This window comes from Sphingomonas sp. Marseille-Q8236, assembly GCF_965112005.1.
Genome location: NZ_CBCOPO010000001.1, coordinates 2169351 through 2190178, shown reverse-complemented (window position 1 = coordinate 2190178; position 20828 = coordinate 2169351). Strand labels below are relative to the sequence as shown.

Genomic DNA, 20828 nt, shown 5'->3' with positions numbered 1-20828 from the left:
GGATGGCGCTCAAAATCACGGCACCACCGTCACGAACAGATAGGCCGCGAAGATCACCAGATGCACCGCGCCGCCCAGCACGGTGGTCCGGCCATTGCCCAGCGTCAGGGTGATGGTGAACAACGACAGCACCAGCAGGATCATCTGCTTGGCCCCGATCCCCAGCGCGAGCGGGAGGCCCAGGATCAGCGACACGATCGCCACCGCCGGAATGGTCAGCCCGATCGTCGCCAACGCCGAGCCCAACGCGAGGTTGAGGCTGGTCTGCAACCGGTTCCGCTTCGCCGCCCGGTACGCCGCCAGGCTTTCGGGCGCGAGGACCAGCGCCGCGATGACCACGCCGACGATGGCGAGCGGCAGTCCGGCGTTCAGGATCGCCGCCTCGACGATCCCCGACAACCCCTTGGCGAGCAGCACCACGCCGACCAACGCGACCAGCAGCATCCCCAATGCCGCCCAGGCAGCCGCATTGGTCGGCGGCTCGGCATGGGCGTCGGCGGGCAGATCCTCACGCCCGGGCAGGAAATAGTCGCGGTGCCGCACCGTCTGCACCATGACGAAGGTGCCGTAGAGGATGACGCTGACGATCGCGACGAAGACCAACTGCGAGGTGGCATAGGTCGGCCCCGGCGCGGACGAGACGTAATTGGGCAGGACCAGCGATAGCACGACCATCGCGGTCAGCACGTTCAGCGACGAACTGGCGCCCCGCAGCGAGAAGCGCTGCTCGCCATGCTGCACGCCCCCCGCCAGCAGGCAGAGGCCGACAATACCGTTGAGGATGATCATGATCGCCGCGAACACGGTATCGCGCGCCAGGCTGGAGGCATCGCCGGCATCGGACAGCATCAGACTGACGATCAGAGATACCTCGATCACCGTCACCGCGACCGCCAGGACGAGCGTGCCGAACGGCTCGCCGACCCGGTGGGCGACGACCTCGGCCTGATGCACCGCCGACAGCACGCAGCCGAACAGAATGATCGCCGCGACGACCACCCCCACCGTCCCCATCTTGTAGAGCGACACGGCGATGGCCAGCAGGCCCAGCAACGGGAACACCAGGGTCCACCAGGGCATCAACAGACGCTGGAGCAATGCGCGCTTTTGTCCGGGGGAGACGATGGCGTCGGGTTCGCTCATGGCTGGTCGGGTCTCCTCGTCATGGCATGATGACATTCCTGTCATGCCAATGCGCCAACCGCCCTGTTGGCTCCCGATCAGGAAGAAAATCATTGCGACGTCGCAACCAAATGCAGGTCGCGCCGCTCGGGGTCGTCATGGGGACAAAGCCCTCAACGGGATGACACAGCTTATCCCGATGAGGCAGGCTTACCGGAGACGAATTTACTTTCCCCCGACCGGCCGCATCATCGACCAGAAGCGTGGGCCGCCTTTCGGGACCGACCATTGCCCCGTCAGCTCGAACCCCAACCGCGCGTAGAGCCCGACATTGCTCTCGGTCGCGGTCTCTAGATAGGCGGGCACGCCGTCCGCGTCGCATCTGGCGAGCCCTGCGCGGATCGACGCGCCGCCCAGCCCCCGTCCCTGCTGCGCCGGATCGACGCCCGCAATGTGCAGATACCAGAAGGGCCCGGCCGGAAAATGCGCTTCGACAGCATCGCCCAGCCGCATCGCGCGGGGCAGCGATGGCCCCAGGGCGTGCAGCACGGGGATCAGCCGGCGGACAAAGGCCATGGTCGGCACATGCGCCTGCCCGGGCGGTCGCCAAAAGGTTCCCGCATCCGCCTCTTCGCTCACCAGCCGCATCCCGACCGCATCGCTGTCGAACAGCAGTGCAAACAGGCGCGGCAGGCGCCTTGCCCGGTCGGTCGGATCCGGAAAGATATAGGACATGGCCGGATCGTCCGCGAAAGCGCGGCCCAGCATCCGCGCCACCGCCACCCGGTCCGCACTCACCGCATCGCGCATCACGGTCATCGCATCGCCCTCATGAAAAACGGGCGCCCCTTTCGGAAGCGCCCGCTTTCTACCATCGGCCGTGCGGCTGGCGATCAGGCCGCCGCATCGTCCTTCTTCTTCGCCTTTTCGGCATAGACGCGGATCGGCTCCTTGCGGCCCTCGACCACGTCCTTGTCGACCATCACTTCATCGACGCCGTCCATGCCGGGCAGGTCGAACATGGTGTCGAGCAAGATGCCCTCCAGGATCGAGCGAAGCCCGCGTGCGCCGGTCTTGCGCTCGATCGCCTTCTTGGCGACCGTGGTCAGCGCATCGTCGGTGAAGTCGAGTTCGACGCTCTCCATCTCGAACAGCTTCTGATACTGCTTGACCAGTGCGTTCTTCGGCTCGGACAGAATCTTGACCAGCGCCGCAATGTCCAAGTCCTCAAGCGTCGCGATGACCGGCAGACGCCCGACGAATTCGGGGATCAGGCCGAACTTCAGCAGATCCTCGGGCTCGGTCTGGCGCAGATATTCGCCGGTCCGCTTCTCCTCGGGAGCCGCGACATAGGCACCGAAGCCGATCGACTTGCCCTGCAGACGGTCGCCGATGATCTTTTCCAGACCCGCGAACGCGCCGCCGCAGATGAACAGGATGTTCGTCGTGTCGACCTGCAGGAATTCCTGCTGCGGATGCTTGCGGCCGCCCTGGGGCGGAACGCTGGCGGTCGTGCCTTCCATCAGCTTGAGCAGCGCCTGCTGGACGCCCTCGCCCGACACGTCGCGAGTGATCGAGGGATTCTCGGCCTTGCGGCTGATCTTGTCGATCTCGTCGATGTACACGATGCCGCGCTGCGCACGCTCGACATTATAGTCCGACGCCTGAAGCAGCTTGAGGATGATGTTCTCGACATCCTCGCCGACATAACCGGCTTCGGTCAGCGTCGTCGCGTCCGCCATGGTGAACGGCACGTCGAGGATGCGCGCCAGCGTCTGCGCGAGCAGCGTCTTGCCGCAGCCGGTCGGGCCGACAAGCAGGATGTTCGACTTGGCGAGTTCGACATCGGCGCCCTTCGCGCCGTGGTTCAGGCGCTTATAATGGTTGTGCACCGCAACCGACAGGACGCGCTTGGCCTGCTTCTGCCCGATGACATAATCGTCGAGCACGTTGCAGATTTCCTGCGGCGTCGGCACGCCACCATCCTTCTTGGACACCAAAGCGGACTTGGTCTCCTCACGGATGATGTCGTTGCACAGCTCCACGCACTCGTCGCAAATGAAGACGGTCGGCCCCGCGATCAGCTTGCGCACCTCGTGCTGCGACTTGCCGCAGAACGAGCAATAGAGGGTGCTTTTCGAGTTGCCACCGCTCACCTTGTCCATCAATCACCTCTCGCACCCATCAAACGGTGCGCTACCGTTGCCGGGGTGCGCATCGTACCGCACCCCGATAAAGTCACAATCGAAATAAACCGTTCATAGTGAACGGCCCGCCTTATGCGGCGGCCGACGCGTCGTCGGCCGGGACCGGACGCTTGTCGAACACCTGATCGATCAAACCGAACTCCTTGGCTTCCTCGGAGCTCATGAACTTGTCGCGATCCATCGCACGCTCGATCTCCTCCAGCGGCTTGCCGGTATATTTGGCGTACAGTGTGTTCAGGAAATGCCGCATGCGCAGGATTTCGCGCGCCTGGATTTCGATATCGGCCGCCATGCCCTGCGCCCCGCCCGAAGGCTGGTGGATCATGATGCGGCTGTTCGTCGTCGCAAAGCGCATGCCCGGTTCGCCGGCGGCCAGCAGAAAGCTGCCCATCGATGCGGCCTGGCCGATGCAGAGGGTGCCGACGCGCGGACGGATATACTGCATCGTGTCATGGATCGCCATGCCCGCCGTGACGACACCGCCCGGCGAGTTGATGTACATATAGATGTCCTTCTTCGGATTTTCCGATTCAAGGAACAGCAGCTGCGCGCAGATCAGCGAGGCCATGCCGTCCTCGACACCGCCGGTGACGAAGATGATGCGCTCGCGGAGCAGGCGGCTGAAAATATCGAACGACCGTTCGCCGCGGTTCGACTGTTCGATGACGATCGGAACCAGACCGGCCTGCGTCTGCCGAAGCCCCACACCGGCATGCGCCAGCGGGCTCGCGAAATCGCCGGTCTCGAACGGATTGTGCATGGAAATCTCTCTTATGCCCAGAAGAGCCCCTATGTCGCGTGATGCCCGCGCATATTCAAGCCCCGGCGACACCCCAACAATGTTGCCGTGCAGCGATTATCTCTTTCAGGAATGAAAATCGGATTAGCGGGCATTCCCCGGCGCGGGCAGCGCCAGATAGGCCAGCCGCCGCACCTCCTGCCGCCCGCGCACCACCGTATCGAGGATCAGCCCGGTGAACAGGTTAAGTCCGGCCAGCAGCATCAGCCCGGTCGACAGGATCGCCGTCGGGAAGCGCGGCACCTGATGCGTTTCCACATAGGTCAGGATCAACGGCACCGCGAGCAGCACCGCCACGCCCGCGAACAGCGCGGCGATCGCGCCGAAGAACCACATGGGCCGCTCGATCCGATAGAGCTTCAGGATGGTGCGCAGGATGCGCCAGCCATCCGAATAGGTGCTCAGCTTCGACGCCGACCCCTCGGGCCGCGCATAATAGGGCGTCGCGATTTCGGCGCAGGGCATTTTGAGTTCGAGCGCATGAACGCTGATTTCGGTCTCGATCTCGAAGCCGACCGACAGGACGGGGAAGCTTTTGACGAAGCGACGCGAAAAGACGCGGTAGCCCGAGAGGATGTCGGTGAAACTCCGCCCAAACAGCTTGGCGAGCATTCCCGTCAGCATCGCATTGCCGAACCGATGTCCGCGACGATAGGCCAGCTCGGCCTCGCTGATCCGCTGTCCGACCACCATGTCGAGCTGTTCCTCGACCACGCGCCGCACCAGATCGGGGGCGGACGCCGCGTCATAGGTCGCGTCGCCATCGGCCATGACATAGATGTCCGCGTCGATATCGGCGAACATGCGGCGCACCACCGCGCCCTTGCCCTGGATACGTTCCGACCGGACGATCGCGCCAGCCGCCCGTGCGACCTCGATCGTGCGGTCCTTGCTGTTATTGTCGTAGACATAGATGGCGGCGTTCGGCAGCGCCTCCCGAAACCCTGCGATGGTCTGCTCAATCGCCGCCTCTTCGTTATAGCAGGGCAGCAGCACCGCGATCCGGGTCTCGTTCACACCTAGTCCTCGTCAAAAGGCGGGCGATCCCGCCCTCCGTCCCTCTGCGCCACCTGACATGGCGAGATGCTCGTATAACATTCCTCCCCTGCAAGGGGAGGGGAACCAGCGAAGCTGGTGGAGGGGTGTCCCCGGTCGCGAAAGTGGTTCGACCTCACCACGCGTGACACCCCTCCGTCAGGCCTGCGGCCTGCCACCTCCCCTTGCAGGGGAGGAAGATCGGTGCGCCCTGATACAGGAAGGGCGACCGCTCGCGCGACCGCCCTTCCCTGTTTCGTTACGAACCGGAGTCCGCAGCGCCTTCCGATTATTCGGTCGGCGCGGCCTTCTTCGCGCGCGGCTTCTTGGCGGGGGCTTCGGCCGCCTCGGCCTCACCGTCCGCCGGAGCGGCTGCCTTCTTCGCACGCGGCTTCTTGGCGGGCGCGGCTTCCTCGGTCGCTTCGGCAGGCGCTTCCGCCTCGGCTTCGGCCTCGGCCTCGGCCGGAGCCTTCTTCGCGCGGGTCGCCTTCTTCGGTGCTTCCTCGCCGGTCGTCTCGCCGGCCGCGTCCTCGGTCACGTCGGCCTTCTTGGCCTTCGCCTTGGCGGGCTTCTTCGCGCCGTGGTCATGACCATGGTCGTGATCATGATTGTGGACATGCGTGCCCGAAGCGAAACCGTCCTCGCTCTCGATCGCGGCTTCCAGTTCCTCACGGGTGGTCTCGCGGTCGGTGATCTCGGCCTTGCCGAACAGGAAGTCGACGACCTTGTCCTCATAGAGCGGGGCGCGCAGCTGGGCGGCGGCCATCGGCTCCTGCTGGATATACTGGATGAAGCGCTGGCGATCCTCGGGGCCGTACTGCTGCGCGGCCTGCGCGATCAGGCGGTTCATTTCCTGCGCGGTCACTTCGACGCCATTGGCCTGGCCGATCTCCGAGAGGAGCAGGCCCAGACGGACGCGGCGCTCGGCGATCTTCTGATAATCGTCGCGCTCCTTCTCCATCTCGGCCTTGGCGGCCTCGGGGTCTTCCTCATGGGTCGCTTCATGCTCGAGCTGCGCCCAGATCTGCGAGAACTCGGCCTCGACCATCGACGGCGGCACTTCGAAGTCGTGACCATCGGCCAGCTGGTCGAGCAGCTTGCGCTTCATATAGGTGCGGGTCAGGCCGTTATGCTCCTGCTCGATCTGCCCCTTCAGCAGGCCGCGCAGCTGCTCCAAGCTTTCGAGGCCCAGATTCTTGGCCATCTCGTCGTCGATCTTGGCTTCGCCGGCGGTCTTCACCGACTTGATCGTCAGGTCGAAGGTCGCGGGCTGACCGGCCAGGTCCTTGGCGGGATAGTCTTCGGGGAAGGTGACCGAGATCTGCTTCTCTTCACCGGCCTTCACGCCGACCAGCTGGTCCTCGAAACCGGGGATCAGGCGACCGCCACCGATCTCGACGGCCATGTCCTCGCCCGAGCCGCCCTCGAAAGCGACGCCGTCCGCGGTCTTGCCGACGAAGTCGACGGTGACCTGGTCGCCCTGCTCCGCGGCCTTCTCGCCCGCATCGTCCCAGCGCTTCTGCTGATCGGCGAACTTCTGGAGCTGCTCGTCCACCGCCTCGTCGGCAACCGGAACGGTCAGACGCTCCAGCTTCAGCGCGTCGATCGCGGGGGTCGGGACCTGCGGCAGCACTTCGAGCGTGACGGTCAGCTTGGCGTCCTGGCCCTGCTCATAGCCCTCGGCCAGTTCGACCTGCGGCTGCATGGCGGGGCGCAGGCCCTGCTCGGCGATCAGCGACTGCACGCCTTCCTGCAGCGCGGTGTTCAGCGCGTCCTGCAGCAGCGCCGGGCCGTGCATCTTGCGAACGAGATTCGCGGGCACCTTGCCGGGGCGGAAGCCGGGCATCTTCATCTGCGGAGCGATGCGCTTCAGTTCGGCATCGACCTTGCCCTCGATATCCTGGGCGGTGATGGTGAGCGTGTAGGCGCGCTTCAGCCCCTCGTTCAGCGTCTCGACAGTCTGCATCTAAAGGCCTTCAATCTGGAGAAATTCCGTGTGGCTGTCGCCCCGTTTTGACCGGGGACTGGTGCGGGCGAAGGGACTCGAACCCCCACATCTTACGATACTGGAACCTAAATCCAGCGCGTCTACCAGTTCCGCCACGCCCGCACGAGGACACCGCCGATGGGCGCGCGTCTATATCACCATGGGCGGCTTCGGCAAGGGACAACAGGCAACATGTGCGGTCGCGATGCGTTTATCCCCTCCCCAGTCCGAATTGGAGAGCGAGAATGGCCACCCAGCCCCCGCCCGAAAGCCCGCAGCCGACCCAGCCCGCGCAGCCCGACGCGCCCCCGCCCGAAATCGTGCCGCCCGGCCCCGATATCGACCAGCCCGCCCCCGGCACCGGCCCCGGCGACCCCGGCACGCAGCAGCCCCCGCAGATTTGAGGAAGACGATGGCGACCAACCCCGAAAACCATCCCGACAGCCCACCCGCCGAGGCGCCGGAGAACAACCCCGACAGCCCGCCGCGCGAGGACGAGCGCAGCGATATCGAGCAGGCGGTCGAGGCGCGCTCCGACGCGGTCAAACGTGGCGAAGGTGGCGAGGAACCGGTGACGTTTACCAGTTCGGGCGAACATGACGGCGTCGGCGGGACCGGCGGTGTGGTGCGCAACCAGGATTTGGACGCGCAGTAAACTTAATCCTCCCCGGCACGGGGAGGTGGCAGGCCGTCAGGCCTGACGGAGGGGGGCTCGCCACGCAGGATACACCTCGTTGCGAGCCCCCTCCACCACCGCTACTCGGCGGTCCCCCTCCCCGTACCGGGGAGGAAATTACAGACCGTCATTGCGGCTGAAGCGAAGCAATCCAGGACCACATATCCGGATAACCGGGGTTGTCCCGCGTCGCTCCGCTCCTCGCAATGATAGGGCTTACCCCGCCAGCGCTTTCTTCAGCAGGTCGTTGACCACCGCCGGGTTGGCCTTGCCGCCCATCGCCTTCATCGTCTGACCGACGAAGAAGCCGAACAGCGCCTCCTTGCCTGCGCGATACTGGCCCAGCTGGTTGGGGTTCTTTTCCAGAACCTCGGCGATCACAGCCTCGATCGCGCCGGTGTCGCTGGTCTGCTTGAGGCCACGCTCCTCAACGATCTTCGAGGGACCGTCACCCGTCTCCAGCATGATCTCGAACACCTGCTTGGACAGGCTGCCCGACAGCGTACCGTCGGCGACCAGCGCCAGCAGTTCGGCAGCCTGCGCAGGCGAGACTGGGCTTTCGGCGATGTCCTTGCCCAGCCGGTTCAGCGCACCGAATAGTTCGGCCGCGACCCAGTTGGCCGCCTGTGCGGGCTTGGCGCTCGTGCCTTCCAGCGCCTCCAGCAGCCCGTCGAACCAGCGCGCCGTCTCGACCTCGGCGGTCAGCACGCCCGCATTATACGGGGTCAGGCCCAGCGCCTCGTAACGGCGACGCTTGGCGTCGGGCAGTTCGGGCAGGCTGGCGCGGCATTCCTCGACGAAGACGTCGGTCAGCTCCAGCGGCAGCAGGTCGGGGTCGGGGAAGTAGCGGTAATCATGCGCATCTTCCTTCGACCGCATCGAGCGCGTCGTGCCGCTCTCAACGTTAAACAGACGGGTTTCCTGGACGATCTTGCCGCCATCCTCCAGCACCGCGACCTGGCGCTTCGCCTCATATTCGATCGCGGCCATGACGAAGCGGACCGAGTTGACGTTCTTCGTCTCGGTACGCGTGCCGAACTCGTCGCCCACTTTGCGGACCGACACGTTCACGTCGGCGCGCATCGAGCCCTCTTCCATATTGCCGTCGCAGCTACCCACGTACCGCAGGATCGCGCGCAGCTTGCGGAGATAAGCCCCTGCTTCGGCGGGCGAGCGCATGTCGGGGCGGCTGACGATCTCCATCAGCGCCACGCCCGAGCGGTTGAGGTCGACATAGGAGCGGGTCGGATGCTGGTCATGCATCAGCTTGCCCGCATCCTGCTCGACATGGATACGCTCGACGCCGATCGACTTGGTCGGGCCGTCGGGGTTCTTCTCGTCCAGGCTGATCTCGATCGCGCCCTCGCCCACCAGCGGGTGGTAGAGCTGGCTAATCTGATAGCCCTGCGGCAGATCAGCGTAGAAGTAATTCTTCCGGTCGAAGCGCGACCATTTGTTGATCTGCGCATCGATCGCCATGCCGGTGCGCACCGCCTGGCGGATGCACTCCATATTGGGCACGGGCAGCATGCCGGGCATCGCGGCATCGACCAGCGAGACCTGGGTATTGGGCTCCGCGCCGAACGCGGTCGCCGCGCCGGAGAACAGCTTGGCGTTGGAGGTGACCTGGGCATGGACTTCCAGGCCGATCACGACCTCCCATTCTCCGCTCGCGCCCTGGATGCGATATTCGCTCATGTTCGATCTCGATGATGAAGATAGTTGATCGCCGTCAGGACGGCGTTGCTGCCCAGCAGGGCGACGATCCAGCAGGTCGACAGGATGCGCAGGATCGCGGTCTCGAAGCCGAGATGCCGCGCCTCCATCAACCCCATATAGGCCGCCCCCGCGCCCAGCATCAAAAACGCGATGCCCAGCCGAAACTCACCGCGCAGGATCACGCTGTTGCCCACGCACAGGCACAGGATGAAGCCCGCCACCCCGAGGAAGAACCGCGCCAGCATGTGGTGGTCGAAGGGGTGGTTGTCGATGTTGGTCAGCGACACGCCGACATAGGCGCTGAGGATCGCCCCGAACGCGACGTTCAGGGCGCCCTGTGCTTCCCGCAACACCGCGATGTTGCGGGCCGTGAAGGCGCGGTCGCTTACCACCAGGCCTGCGGACGGGCGGTGAAGCCCGCGCGCTGTTCGATGGCCAGCCCGGCGTTCAGCACGCCTTGCTCGTCCAGCGGCTTGCCGATGATCTGAAGGCCGAGCGGCAGCCCGTCCTTGTCCAGCCCGCCCGGCACGGACATGGCGGGGAGCCCCGCCAGCGAGGCGGGCACCGTGAACACGTCGTTAAGGTACATGGCCAATGGATCGGCCTGCTTCTCGCCCAGCGCGAACGCCGCCGACGGCGCGGTCGGGGTGAGGAGCACGTCGCACTCACCGAACGCCCGCTCGAAATCGCGCGCGATCAGCGTGCGGACCTTCTGCGCCTGCGTATAGTACGCATCGTAGAAGCCCGCCGACAGGACATAGGTGCCGATCAGGATGCGGCGCTTCACCTCGTCGCCGAAACCGGCGGCGCGGGTCGCGGCGTACATGTCCTGCAACCCCGCCCCTTCGGGCAGGTCGCGCAGGCCGTAGCGCACGCCGTCATAGCGGGCGAGGTTGGACGACGCCTCGGCCGGCGCGATGATGTAGTAAGCAGGCAGCGCGTACTTGGTGTGGGGCAGCGAGACCTCGACGATCTCGGCGCCTGCATCGCGCAGCCAGTCGATGCCCTGCTGCCACAGCGCCTCGATCTCGGCGGGCATGCCGTCGACGCGATATTCCTTCGGCACGCCGACGCGCTTGCCCTTCAGGTCCGCCGACAGTGCGGCTTCCCAGTTCGGCACGTCGAGCTTCAGCGAGGTCGCGTCCTTGGCGTCGAAGCCCGCCATCGCCTCCAGCATGATCGCGCAGTCGCGCACGTCGCGCGCCATCGGGCCCGCCTGGTCGAGCGAGGAGGCAAAGGCGATCGTGCCCCAGCGCGAGCAGCGGCCATAGGTCGGCTTGATGCCCGAAATGCCGGTGAAGGCGGCGGGCTGGCGGATCGAGCCGCCCGTGTCGGTGCCCGTCGCGCCGGGCGCGAGGCCAGCGGACACCGCCGTCGACGACCCGCCCGACGACCCGCCGGGGGCGAGCGCGGCGGTGTCGTTCGGACGCCGCCAAGGCGAGATGACGTTGCCGAAGGCGCTGGTCTCGTTGGACGAGCCCATGGCGAACTGGTCGAGGTTCAGCTTGCCGAGCATGCCTGCGCCCGCATTCCACAGATTCTGCGAAACCGTCGATTCGTAGGGCGGCACGAAGCCTTCCAGGATCTTGCTTGCGGCGGTGGTCGCGACGCCCTTGGTCGCGAACAGGTCCTTCATGCCGATCGGCACGCCCGCCAGCGGCTTGAGCGTCTCGCCCGCCGCGCGCGCCGCGTCGGCCGCATCGGCGGCGGCGAGCGCGTGATCGGGGGTTTCGACCAGAAAGGCGTTGAGCGCCCGCGCGCCCGCGACCTTGGCGTTGAAAGCCTCGGCGACTTCGCGCGCCTTGAACTGGCCGTCGCGCACGCCGTCGCGGATGGCGGCGATGCCGAGTGTGGTGAGATCAGTCATTATTCGATCACCTTGGGCACCGTGAAGAAGCCATGTTCGGCCTGCGGCGCATTCTGCATGAGGAGGTCGCGGATGCCGCCGTCATTGACGACGTCGTCGCGCAGGCGAAGCTGGTTCGGAATCACCGCGGTCATCGGCTCGACCCCTTGGGTGTCGACCTCACCCAGTTGCTCGATCCAGCCCAGGATGTTCCCAAGCTCGGGGGCGAGGCGCGTCGCGTCCTCCTCGGTGATCGCGATGCGGGCTAGGCTCGCGATCTTCTTCACGGTTGCGGTATCTACGGACATGGATTTGCGGCTAGCATCGCCGCGCGGCTTCGCGCAACGCTTTTGCCGTCTCGGCGATTGCAACGGGGACAAGTGGGGCATCATGGATAGCAATTGCAGGCCGTCCAGTTTTGCTGCACCGCACAACGGAGTGACGATTTGGCGCGGAAATTCCTTTATGTCGTGGCGGCGCTCATCGTGCTGACGATCGCGGCCGCCTTCGCCTATCGGCTGTTCGGCAATCAGCTGCTCCGCTGGTCGACGGTCCCGTCCGAATCGTTCAGGGCTCAGGCGGCGCCCCCGGCCGATCTGTACGAGCGCAAGGTCCTGTGGCTGGCGCGGCCCGACATCGCCAACAACCCCGCATCCTGGGTTCCAGCCGGCTATGAGCCAGGCCGCCCCGGCACCGGCGCCGCGATCTTCTTCATCCACCCCACATCGTACATCAACAAGTCGCACTGGAACGCGCCGATCGACGATCCGGAGACCAACGCCCGCGCCGAACTGTTCCTGCGCGGACAGGCCAGCGCGTTCAATGCGGCGGGCGACATCTGGGCCCCGCGCTATCGACAGGCGACCTTCGGGGCGTTTCTGACCAGCGTCCAGGATGCCGAACGCGCGCTCGGCCTCGCTTACCGGGACGTGGACGCCGCCTTCACCGCCTTTCTGGCGCAGGTCGATCCCAAGCGCCCCCTGATCCTGGCAGGGCATAGCCAAGGTGCGCTGCACCTGTCACGCCTGCTGACCGACCGGGTGGCCCAGAATTCTGCGCTCAAGCGGCGGATCGTCGCGGCCTATGTCGTGGGCTGGCCGATCTCGATGACCGCCGACCTGCCCGCCATGGGCCTTCCCGCCTGCGAGCGCGCGGACCAGACCGGTTGCATCCTGAGCTGGCAGAGTTTCGGACAGCCCGCCGACCCGTCGCTGATCCTCGACGTGTTCGACAGGACGAACGGCTATACCGGCGCACCGCGCAAGGACAGCGCGATGCTGTGTACCAATCCGCTGACCGGCACGTCGGGCGCGGAGGCTCCCGCGACCGCCAATCTGGGGACTCTCTTCCCCTCCTCCGACCTCAAGACCGCCGACATCATCGCGGGCCGTGTACCCGCCAAATGCGAGGGGCGCGGCATCCTGACCATCGGCGAAGGGCCCAATGTCGGCCCCTATGTGCTGCCGGGCAACAATTACCACGTCTATGACTATAGCCTGTTCTGGGCGAATGTCCGCGCCGATGCGGAGCGCCGTTTGAAAGCCTTTCGATGAGCCTGATCACCACCGACCGTAGCGAATTCCGTGCCGCCCTCCCCTCGGGCGGGCGGCTGATCGGGCTGGACGTCGGCACCAAGACGATCGGCACCGCGCTGTGCGATGCCGGATGGAGCTTCGCCAGCCCCGCCACCCTGGTCCGCCGGACCAAGTTCACCAAGGACAAGGAACAGCTGATCGCGATGATCGCGCAGCAGGGAGTGATGGGCCTTGTCATCGGGCTGCCACTGAACCTCGATGGGTCGGAGAGCCCACGCTCGCAATCGACCCGCGCCTTCGCCCGCAACTGCGCCGACCTTGGCCCCATCCTGCTGTGGGACGAACGCTGGTCGACGGTCGCGGTCGAGCGGACGATGATCGAACAGGATATGAGCCGCGCCAAGCGCGCCGAGCGGATCGACAACCTCGCCGCCGCGCATATCCTGCAAGCAGCGATCGACGCGCTGGTGATGGCGTAATCCATGCCTTCCTCCCCCTGGAAGGGGAGGAAAGATTACCCTTGAACAAGGGACAGACCGTTGACCGCAAAACGACCAGTTTCGGCAAAAATGTCATATATTGGTCTTTAGCCAGTCGTTAACCTGTCACCGAAGCCCCCTAGCTGCGCCGCTTCTTTCGAAGCCTTTGGGGGGCCTAGCCGTGAAGCGTTTTTCCGTTCTTTCCCGTTCGATGCTGATGATCGGCGCCGCCGTCATCGCCATGCCCGCCTGGGCGCAGCAGCAGTCCGATACGGCGGTGCCCGAGGCCGCGACCAATGGCGACCAGATCGTCGTGACCGCGACCCGCACCACGCGCTCCTCGGTCGAGTTGGGCGCGGCGGAGATCCAGAAGGTGCTGCCCGGTGCCAACCCGGTCAAGGCGATCCAGACGCTGCCCGGCGTGCAGTTCGAGACCGCCGATCCCTGGGGCAATAACGAGCAGAATATTGCGCTGTTCGTTCATGGCTTCAACCAGAACCAGCTCGGCTTCACCATGGACGGCGTGCCGCTGGGCGACCAGTCCTATGGCAATTACAACGGCCTGACGCCGCAGCGCGCGGTCATCAGCGAGAATGTCGCGCGCGTCCGCCTGACCGCCGGCGCCGCCGATCTGGGCACTGCCTCGGCCAGCAATCTGGGCGGCGGCATCGAAACCTATTCGAGCGACCCGGCCGCGACGATGGGCGTCCGCTTCGCGCAGACGCTGGGCAGCTATGACGCCAGCCGCACCTTCCTGCGCATCGACAGCGGCGAGGTCGAGGGGTTGGGCGGCACCAACAGCGGCTATCTCTCGGTCGTCCGGCAAAAGGCGCGCGCCTGGGAATTCAACGCGCGCCAGGGCGGGTGGCAAGGCAATGCCAAGTTCGTCCACAAGGGCGAGAACGGCACGCTGACCGGCTATTTCGACATTTCGGACAAGGCGGAGCCCAATCAGGATTCGGTCGCGCACAATGCGGGCGGGCTGGAGCCCTATTACCGCTCGCTGCTCTATCCGAACTGGCAGGCCGCGCTCGCCTATGTCGATGCCAATGGCGCGCCGCCGTCGAACAACCCCAACAATTACATGAACTATTTCGGCGATGCGCAGCGCACTGACTATCTGGGCTATATCAAATATGAGCGCCGCTTCGGCGATGCGGTGACATGGACCAACCAGGTCTATTACCATCATGACGAGGGTCAGGGACAGATCACCGGCCCGATCGCGGCGGCGGGCCTGCCGGGCCTGTTCCGCATCTATTATCCGGGGCAGGATCTGAAGCAGGTCTTCGGCGGATCGGGCTATGCGCTGCGCACCACCGAATATGGTATTGATCGGAAAGGTGCCATCTCGACGCTGGCGATCCGTGCGGGCGACCATGAGATCGAGCTGGGCGGATGGTATGAGCATAACCGCAACACCATCTTCCGCCGCTGGTATGCGGCCCCCATCGACAATCCGCCCTCGCCCTATGAATGGGCCGATCCCGCCAAGCGCCGCCTGACCCAATATGCCGCGATCACGAAATACGACCTGATCCAGACGCATGTGCAGGATCGCTGGCACGTCACCCCGACGGTGACGGTCGAGGCGGGCTTCAAGTCCAGCCTGCAATTCGCCGATGGCCGCGTACCGACCCAGCCGCTGCCCGGCGCGCTGCCCGGCACCTCGACCGGCTATCCCGAGGGGCAACTGAACACCAAGAAATGGTTCCTGCCCGCGATCGGCGCGATCTGGGACGTTTCGGCCAACGACCAGCTGTTCGGCCATATCCAGAAGAATGTCCGCCAATTCCAGGCCTCGGTCGCGGCGGGCCTGTCGCCCTTCGCGGTGGGCAGCCAGCAGGCGTTCGAGCAGATCAAGGCGAACACCTCGCCCGAAACCTCCTGGACCTATGAGGCGGGCCTGCGCTCGCGCCACGCGCTCGACGTCGGCCCGCTGACCGCGATCGAGGGGCAGATCAGCGCCTATCATGTCGATTTCGACAATCGCCTGCTCCAGATCAGCGCGACGCCGGTCATCGCCTCGGTCATCGGCGGCGTGTCGATCCTGCAGAATGTCGGCCGGGTGCAGACCAATGGCGTGGATGCGGCGGCGACCTTGCGCTTCGGCCCGCACCTGTCGATCTACAACGCGCTATCGTACAACAGCTCGAAATATCGCGACAATTATGTCAGCGGCACAAGCACCGTCCTGACCGCGGGCAAATATGTCCCCAACACCGCCAAGTGGCTGAACAAGACGGTGGTGTCGATCAATGACGGCCCGTTCGAGATCTAGGCGATCGGCGACTATGTCGGCCCGCGCTTCGCCACCTATACCAACGATCAGGGCATTGGCGGACGCTATCTGGTCAACCTCCAGGCGAGCTACAGCCTGCCGCAGATCGACGGGTTCGGGGTCAAGGACCTGAAGCTGTCGGTCAACGTCACCAACGTGACCAACCGCAAGGGCATTTACGAACTGGTCGTGGGGGCCGCGTCCACGACCTGGAACAGCTATGCCCAGCCGCCGCGCATGGGCTTCATCACCCTGTCGGGCGCATTCTGACGCCGATGGTCGCGTCCCGGCCCCGGATTATCGGGGTCGGGACCAACTGCCCGCTTGCCCATCGCGCCGCCGCTCGCTACCCGGCGGCTTTAATGCACACCTCGGATCATCGCCCCGGCACGCTCATTCAGGGTGGCGCCGTTTTCCCGCACCGGCATCTGACCGGAATCGACGGCCTTCAACCGCATGAGATCATGTTCCTGCTCGACGAGGCGGAACATTGGCTCGATCGCGGCGCGACCGACACGCCCGACACAAGGCTGGCGGGCCTCACCCAGATCAACGCCTTTTTCGAGAACTCGACCCGGACGTTGCTGTCCTTCGAGATCGCGGGGAAGCGCCTGGGCGCGGACGTGGTCAACATGCACGCCGCCCAGTCGAGCGTGAAGAAGGGCGAGACGCTGATCGACACGGCGATGACGCTGAACGCGATGCGCGCCGATGTCATCGTCATCCGCCACATGGCGAGCGGAGCCGTCCGCCTGATCGCCGACAAGGTCGACTGCCCGGTGCTGAACGCAGGCGACGGGCGGCACGAGCATCCGACGCAAGCGCTGCTCGACATGCTGACCATCCGTCGCCGCCGGGGCGGCGTCGCCGGACAGAAGGTCGTGATCTGCGGCGACATATTGCACAGCCGGGTCGCGCGCTCGGACATCCTCGCCCTGACCGCGCTGGCGGCCGAGGTGCGGGTGTGTGCGCCCTCCACGCTGATGCCCAAGGGGATCGAACGCATGTTCGTCACTCCCTTCACCGATTTCGACGAAGCCATCGAGGATGCGGACGTGGTCATGATGCTGCGCGTCCAGAACGAGCGGATGGCAGGCGGCTATATCCCCTCCACCCGCGAATATCGCCTGCGCTACGGCCTTACGCCTGAACGCCTCAAGCGCGCCAAGCCCGGCGCACTGGTCATGCACCCCGGCCCGATGAACCGGGGGGTTGAGATCGACTCGGAGGTCGCGGATGGCCCGCAATCGGCGATCACCGAACAGGTGGCAATGGGCGTCGCGGTGCGCATGGCGTGCCTGGACGTGCTGACCCGCCGGGCGCGCAAGCTGGAGGGCTGGGCATGAGCGTCACCGCCTTCACCAACGCTGTGCTGGTCTGCCCGGTCGGCGGCGAAACCCGGGGCCAGGCTTTGCTGGTCGAGGACGGCGTCATCACCGGCACCGGAAACGTGCCCGAGGGCGCGACCGTCATCGACTGCGGCGGCAAGATGCTCGCCCCCGGCATCGTCGATCTGGGCGTGTTCAAGGTCGACAATGCCGCCTTCCGCGCGGGCGGGATCGTGCGCATCGGCCTGATGCCCGACCAGTCGCCGGTGCTCGACGATCCGGGCGTGGTGCAGCGTGCCGCGCTGATCGGGCGGCCGGACCTGTGGATCCACCCCATCGCGGCGGCGACCCGTTCGCTGGCGGGCACCGACCTTGCCGAGATGGCCGTGTGCGTCTCGGCAGGGGCGATGGCCGTCGGCACCGGGCGCGGCTGGATCGCCGATTCGGGCGTGATGCACCGGGTGCTCGCCTATGCGGGCGATCTGGGCCTGACCGTCATCGCCCATGCCGAGGATGGTGGCCTGGCCGCCGACGCAGTCGCGACCGAGGGCGAGACGGCGAGCCGCCTGGGCCTGCCCTCCGCCCCCGCCATCGCCGAGTCGCTCGCCATTGCGCGCGACCTGATGCTGGCCGAGGAGACGGGCGCGAAGCTGCACATCCGGCAGGTGACGACGGCGGCGGGCTTCGACCTGATCCGCGCGGCGAAGCGGCGGGGCGTGAAGGTGACGTGCGGGATCACCCCCGCGCACCTTCACCTGTCCGACATCGCGATCACCGATTTCCGCACCTTCGCCCGCCTCTCGCCACCTTTGCGCGACGAAAGCGACCGGCAGGCGGCGCTGGCGGCGGTCGCGGACGGGACGGTCGACGTCATCGGATCGGGCCACGACCCGCATGGCCCCGAGGCAAAGCGCCTGCCCTTCGTCGATGCCGAGGCAGGCATGGCGGGGGCGGAGACGCTGTTGCCGCTGGCGCTGATGCTGGTGCGCGACGAGCGGATCACCCTGCCCCGGCTGTTCGCGCTGCTGGCCGCCAATCCGGCCAAGGTGCTGGGCCTCGACACCGGCACGCTGGAGCCAGGCAAGCCCGCCGACCTGATGCTGTTCGATGCGGAAACGCCGTGGATGGTGTCGGGCGACGCCTTCGCCTCGGCGGGCAATACGCCGTTCGACGGCTTCCCCGTCCAGGGCCGCGCGCAGCGGCTGTGGAAGGCGGGACGGGAAATCCTCTAAACTTCGCGAGGCCCGTCGCCCGAGCGCAGGCTGGGGCCTCTGGCGAATCTTTCCCGAAAGCCGAGAAGGGCCCCAACCTGCGCTGGGGCGACGTTGAACAAAAAAAGCCCTCCCCGAGACGTCTCGGGGAGGGCTTTTTGCTGAACCGTGCCTGGCTTAGCCGCGACGGGGACCGCGCGGGCCGCCCTGGGTGGGGCGCGGCGAGTAGCGGCGCGGGCCGCCGGGGCCGCCCGCGGGACGGCCGCCCATCGGACGGTTGCCGCCCGGGCCGCGACGCGGACCGCCATGACCCGAACCGCCGGCGGGCGGGCCGTCGGCCTGCTCGATCGCGATATCGTCCTCGGCATGATCCGCCTCGGTCCGCTTCAGCGCGGCGACGAAGCGCGACGCCAGCGCGGCTGGGATCTCGAACAGCGTCTCGTTGGGCTGGATGCGGATCGCGCCGATCTCGTTGCGGGTGATGTGCCCGCGACGGCAGATCAGCGGCAGGAGCCAGCGCGGATCGGCATTCTGGCTGCGCCCGACGCTCATCCGGAACCAGACGGTGTCGTCAAAGCCTTCGCGACGCTCGCGCGGGGCGGGCGCATCGCCCTCGATCAGTTCCTCGGCCTGGGGCAGCGCGGCGCGGTGCGCGCGGACCAGCGCGGCGGCGATGTCCTCGGCCGACTTCTCGGCGAGCAGGCGCGTCGCCAGTTCGCGATCGGCTTCGTCCACCTCGACCGGCGCGAGCAGCGCGGTCAGCAGGCGCTCGCGGTCCTGCGCCCGGATTTCCTCCAGCGTCGGCGCACGCCGCCACTGGGCATCGATCCGCGCGCCGCGCAGCATGCCCTCGACCCGGCGGCGACGCGGATAGGGGACGATCAGGATCGCGGTGCCCTTGCGGCCCGCGCGGCCGGTGCGGCCCGAACGGTGCTGAAGCGCCTCGGCATCGCGGGGAATCTCGACATGGATCACCAGCGTCAGGCCCGGAAGGTCGATGCCGCGCGCCGCGACGTCGGTCGCGACGCAGACACGGGCGCGACCGTCGCGCAGCGCCTGGAGCGCATGGTTGCGCTCGTTCTGCGAATGCTCGCCCGACAGCGCGACCGCCGAGAAACCGCGCTCGACCAGGCTGGAATGCAGGTGGCGGACATTGTCGCGCGTGGCGCAGAACAGGATCGCGACCTCGGCCTCATGCAGGCGCAGCAGGTTGACCACCGCCGCCTCGATATCGGCGGGCGCGACCGTCACCGCCTGATATTCGATGTCGCTATGGCCCTTTTCCTCGCTGATCGTCTCGATCCGCTTGGCGTTGTTCTGATAACGCTTGGCGAGTTGGACGATCGGGCGCGGCATAGTGGCCGAGAACAGCAGCGTGCGACGCTCGGACGGCGTGCCGTCGAGGATCTGCTCCAGATCCTCGCGGAAGCCCATGTCGAGCATCTCGTCCGCCTCGTCGAGCACCACCGCCTTGAGCGAGGACAGGTCGAGCGCCCCACGCTCCAGATGGTCGCGCAGACGGCCGGGGGTGCCGACAACGATATGCGCGCCGTGGTTCAGCGCCCGCCGCTCGCGCGAGGCATCCATGCCGCCGACGCAGGTGGCGATGCGCGCGCGTGCACCGGCATAGAGCCATTCCAGCTCGCGACTGACCTGCAGCGCCAGCTCGCGGGTCGGCGCGATGACCAGCGCCATCGGCGCACCGGCATGGGGCAGGTTCTCGCCATCGACCAGCAGGTCGTTCGCCATCGCCAGGCCGAAAGCGACGGTCTTGCCCGACCCGGTCTGGGCGGAGACGATCAGGTCGCGACCGGCGGCGTCAGCCTCGATGACGGCGGCCTGGACGGGCGTCGGCGCGGTATAGCCACGCGCGGAGAGAGCAGCCGACAATACCGGCGGCAAAGCAGAGAAAGGCATGGGGACTCCAACAGAAAAAGGAGCGCGTACCGCCGAACCAAGGGACCCATCCCACTCGGTTGGCGGATACACCCATGCGGCACGGGTGAATGTTTGCGTTCCGTGAAAGCGGGACCCTATACACCCATTGACGGAAAACTCAACCGGCCATCGCGCGCTTGCGGTAAAGCGATGGGGCCGCCATGGAGCCGCGCCATGCCCTGCTGCGTTGATCCCCGATGAGTGTCGCCTTTCGCCGCGAATCCGATGAAGAGCATCTCGAACCCAAGTTCGAGTTGCCGATCCCGCCCGGCCCCAATCTGGTCACGCCGCGCGGATTGGAACTGACCCGCGCGAAAGTCGCCGAAGTCGAGGCCGCCGTCGCGGCAGCGGCGACGGAGGAGGATCGCACCCGTCTCCAACGCGAATTGCGGTACTGGAACACTCGCGCCGCCACCGCCGAACTCGCCCCCGCGCCTGCCGAAGATGAGGTGGGGATCGGGAGCACAGTGACGATCCGTCTCAACGGCCAGACGAAATCGCTGACCATCGTCGGGCATGACGAGGCCGATCCGGCGCATGACCGCATCGCCTATGCCGCACCGCTGGCCCGTGCGCTGATGGGGGCGATGGCGGGGGAGACAGTGGCATTCGGGGGCAAGGCGGACGCGGTGGAAATCCTGGACGTGGCGACCTCCTGAACCCCT

The 20828-nt window shown here is 66.3% G+C and carries 19 protein-coding genes and 1 tRNA gene; 8 read left to right on the top strand and 12 right to left on the bottom strand.

Annotated features, from left to right (window positions below):
- Positions 1–15: 15 nt before the first annotated feature.
- The 7 genes from ACWPWT_RS10545 to ACWPWT_RS10515 form a co-directional block, all read right to left on the bottom strand.
- A complete protein-coding gene (locus tag ACWPWT_RS10545) occupies positions 16–1143 on the bottom strand; it encodes a calcium:proton antiporter (protein WP_454279590.1) in 1128 nt (375 codons plus the stop codon).
- A 204-nt stretch (positions 1144–1347) separates the two neighbouring features.
- Positions 1348–1941 (bottom strand): GNAT family N-acetyltransferase, encoded by a 594-nt coding sequence (locus tag ACWPWT_RS10540; protein ID WP_454279589.1) that lies wholly within the window; start codon positions 1939–1941, stop codon positions 1348–1350.
- Positions 1942–2015: 74 nt separating this feature from the next.
- Positions 2016–3287 (bottom strand): ATP-dependent Clp protease ATP-binding subunit ClpX, encoded by a 1272-nt coding sequence (gene clpX, locus ACWPWT_RS10535; RefSeq protein ID WP_219020393.1) that lies wholly within the window; start codon positions 3285–3287, stop codon positions 2016–2018.
- A 112-nt stretch (positions 3288–3399) separates the two neighbouring features.
- Entirely contained in the window at positions 3400–4089 is a 690-nt protein-coding gene (clpP, locus tag ACWPWT_RS10530) for an ATP-dependent Clp endopeptidase proteolytic subunit ClpP (RefSeq protein WP_261270983.1), read from the bottom strand.
- 123 nt (positions 4090–4212) lie between these two features.
- Positions 4213–5145, bottom strand: coding sequence for a glycosyltransferase family 2 protein (locus ACWPWT_RS10525; protein ID WP_454279588.1), 933 nt, complete (start codon positions 5143–5145; stop codon positions 4213–4215).
- A 307-nt stretch (positions 5146–5452) separates the two neighbouring features.
- On the bottom strand, positions 5453–7129 hold the full coding sequence (gene tig, locus ACWPWT_RS10520; RefSeq protein WP_454279587.1) for a trigger factor: 1677 nt from the start codon (positions 7127–7129) through the stop codon (positions 5453–5455).
- Positions 7130–7188: 59 nt separating this feature from the next.
- A tRNA-Leu gene (locus tag ACWPWT_RS10515) sits at positions 7189–7273 on the bottom strand.
- Between the two features lie 122 nt (positions 7274–7395).
- On the opposite strand from ACWPWT_RS10515, the gene ACWPWT_RS10510 reads away from it, so the two are divergent.
- Together ACWPWT_RS10510 and ACWPWT_RS10505 are read left to right on the top strand one after the other, a co-directional pair.
- Entirely contained in the window at positions 7396–7554 is a 159-nt protein-coding gene (locus ACWPWT_RS10510; protein WP_307100127.1) for a hypothetical protein, read from the top strand.
- Positions 7555–7562: 8 nt separating this feature from the next.
- The gene (locus ACWPWT_RS10505; protein ID WP_307100131.1) at positions 7563–7805 is read left to right on the top strand and encodes a hypothetical protein; all 243 of its coding nucleotides are present in this window, start codon (positions 7563–7565) and stop codon (positions 7803–7805) included.
- Positions 7806–8042: 237 nt separating this feature from the next.
- Here ACWPWT_RS10505 and gatB read toward each other — a convergent pair whose 3' ends face one another.
- The 4 genes from gatB to gatC are packed head-to-tail and all read right to left on the bottom strand — an operon-like array spanning position 8043 to position 11699.
- On the bottom strand, positions 8043–9524 hold the full coding sequence (gene gatB / locus ACWPWT_RS10500) for an Asp-tRNA(Asn)/Glu-tRNA(Gln) amidotransferase subunit GatB (protein ID WP_454279586.1): 1482 nt from the start codon (positions 9522–9524) through the stop codon (positions 8043–8045).
- Complete coding sequence (locus ACWPWT_RS10495; protein ID WP_454279585.1) at positions 9521–9937, bottom strand: hypothetical protein; 417 nt, start codon at positions 9935–9937, stop codon at positions 9521–9523. The genes gatB and ACWPWT_RS10495 overlap by 4 nt, the downstream gene beginning before the upstream one ends.
- On the bottom strand, positions 9931–11412 hold the full coding sequence (gene gatA, locus ACWPWT_RS10490) for an Asp-tRNA(Asn)/Glu-tRNA(Gln) amidotransferase subunit GatA (protein WP_309696733.1): 1482 nt from the start codon (positions 11410–11412) through the stop codon (positions 9931–9933). The genes ACWPWT_RS10495 and gatA overlap by 7 nt, the downstream gene beginning before the upstream one ends.
- Positions 11412–11699: an Asp-tRNA(Asn)/Glu-tRNA(Gln) amidotransferase subunit GatC gene (gatC, locus tag ACWPWT_RS10485; RefSeq protein ID WP_037568622.1), complete on the bottom strand. Its 288-nt coding sequence runs from the start codon at positions 11697–11699 to the stop codon at positions 11412–11414. Before gatC ends, gatA begins: the two co-directional genes overlap by 1 nt.
- A 138-nt stretch (positions 11700–11837) precedes the next feature.
- On the opposite strand from gatC, the gene ACWPWT_RS10480 reads away from it, so the two are divergent.
- The 5 genes from ACWPWT_RS10480 to ACWPWT_RS10460 all read left to right on the top strand — a co-directional run bounded on the left by ACWPWT_RS10480 (position 11838) and on the right by ACWPWT_RS10460 (position 18246).
- Complete coding sequence (locus ACWPWT_RS10480) at positions 11838–12944, top strand: DUF3089 domain-containing protein (protein ID WP_454279584.1); 1107 nt, start codon at positions 11838–11840, stop codon at positions 12942–12944.
- The gene (gene ruvX, locus ACWPWT_RS10475) at positions 12941–13405 is read left to right on the top strand and encodes a Holliday junction resolvase RuvX (protein WP_454279583.1); all 465 of its coding nucleotides are present in this window, start codon (positions 12941–12943) and stop codon (positions 13403–13405) included. The genes ACWPWT_RS10480 and ruvX overlap by 4 nt, the downstream gene beginning before the upstream one ends.
- A gap of 181 nt (positions 13406–13586) precedes the next feature.
- On the top strand, positions 13587–15686 hold the full coding sequence (locus ACWPWT_RS10470) for a TonB-dependent receptor (RefSeq protein ID WP_454279582.1): 2100 nt from the start codon (positions 13587–13589) through the stop codon (positions 15684–15686).
- 362 nt (positions 15687–16048) lie between these two features.
- Positions 16049–17032: an aspartate carbamoyltransferase catalytic subunit gene (locus ACWPWT_RS10465; protein WP_454279581.1), complete on the top strand. Its 984-nt coding sequence runs from the start codon at positions 16049–16051 to the stop codon at positions 17030–17032.
- Positions 17029–18246 (top strand): dihydroorotase, encoded by a 1218-nt coding sequence (locus ACWPWT_RS10460; protein ID WP_454279580.1) that lies wholly within the window; start codon positions 17029–17031, stop codon positions 18244–18246. Before ACWPWT_RS10465 ends, ACWPWT_RS10460 begins: the two co-directional genes overlap by 4 nt.
- 156 nt (positions 18247–18402) lie before the next feature.
- Here ACWPWT_RS10460 and ACWPWT_RS10455 read toward each other — a convergent pair whose 3' ends face one another.
- Complete coding sequence (locus ACWPWT_RS10455; protein ID WP_261270970.1) at positions 18403–20142, bottom strand: DEAD/DEAH box helicase; 1740 nt, start codon at positions 20140–20142, stop codon at positions 18403–18405.
- Between the two features lie 218 nt (positions 20143–20360).
- On the opposite strand from ACWPWT_RS10455, the gene ACWPWT_RS10450 reads away from it, so the two are divergent.
- Positions 20361–20822, top strand: coding sequence for a GreA/GreB family elongation factor (locus ACWPWT_RS10450; RefSeq protein ID WP_454279579.1), 462 nt, complete (start codon positions 20361–20363; stop codon positions 20820–20822).
- The last annotated feature ends 6 nt before the right edge of the window (positions 20823–20828 follow it).

Coding starts and splice junctions, on each gene's coding strand:
- ACWPWT_RS10545 (WP_454279590.1), bottom strand. CDS start 1,143: ATGAGCGAACCCGACGCCATCGTCTCCCCCGGACAAAAGCGCGCATTG.
- ACWPWT_RS10540 (WP_454279589.1), bottom strand. CDS start 1,941: ATGACCGTGATGCGCGATGCGGTGAGTGCGGACCGGGTGGCGGTGGCG.
- clpX (WP_219020393.1), bottom strand. CDS start 3,287: ATGGACAAGGTGAGCGGTGGCAACTCGAAAAGCACCCTCTATTGCTCG.
- clpP (WP_261270983.1), bottom strand. CDS start 4,089: ATGCACAATCCGTTCGAGACCGGCGATTTCGCGAGCCCGCTGGCGCAT.
- tig (WP_454279587.1), bottom strand. CDS start 7,129: ATGCAGACTGTCGAGACGCTGAACGAGGGGCTGAAGCGCGCCTACACG.
- ACWPWT_RS10510 (WP_307100127.1), top strand. CDS start 7,396: ATGGCCACCCAGCCCCCGCCCGAAAGCCCGCAGCCGACCCAGCCCGCG.
- ACWPWT_RS10505 (WP_307100131.1), top strand. CDS start 7,563: ATGGCGACCAACCCCGAAAACCATCCCGACAGCCCACCCGCCGAGGCG.
- gatB (WP_454279586.1), bottom strand. CDS start 9,524: ATGAGCGAATATCGCATCCAGGGCGCGAGCGGAGAATGGGAGGTCGTG.
- gatA (WP_309696733.1), bottom strand. CDS start 11,412: ATGACTGATCTCACCACACTCGGCATCGCCGCCATCCGCGACGGCGTG.
- gatC (WP_037568622.1), bottom strand. CDS start 11,699: ATGTCCGTAGATACCGCAACCGTGAAGAAGATCGCGAGCCTAGCCCGC.
- ruvX (WP_454279583.1), top strand. CDS start 12,941: ATGAGCCTGATCACCACCGACCGTAGCGAATTCCGTGCCGCCCTCCCC.
- ACWPWT_RS10465 (WP_454279581.1), top strand. CDS start 16,049: ATGCACACCTCGGATCATCGCCCCGGCACGCTCATTCAGGGTGGCGCC.
- ACWPWT_RS10460 (WP_454279580.1), top strand. CDS start 17,029: ATGAGCGTCACCGCCTTCACCAACGCTGTGCTGGTCTGCCCGGTCGGC.
- ACWPWT_RS10455 (WP_261270970.1), bottom strand. CDS start 20,142: ATGCCTTTCTCTGCTTTGCCGCCGGTATTGTCGGCTGCTCTCTCCGCG.
- ACWPWT_RS10450 (WP_454279579.1), top strand. CDS start 20,361: ATGAGTGTCGCCTTTCGCCGCGAATCCGATGAAGAGCATCTCGAACCC.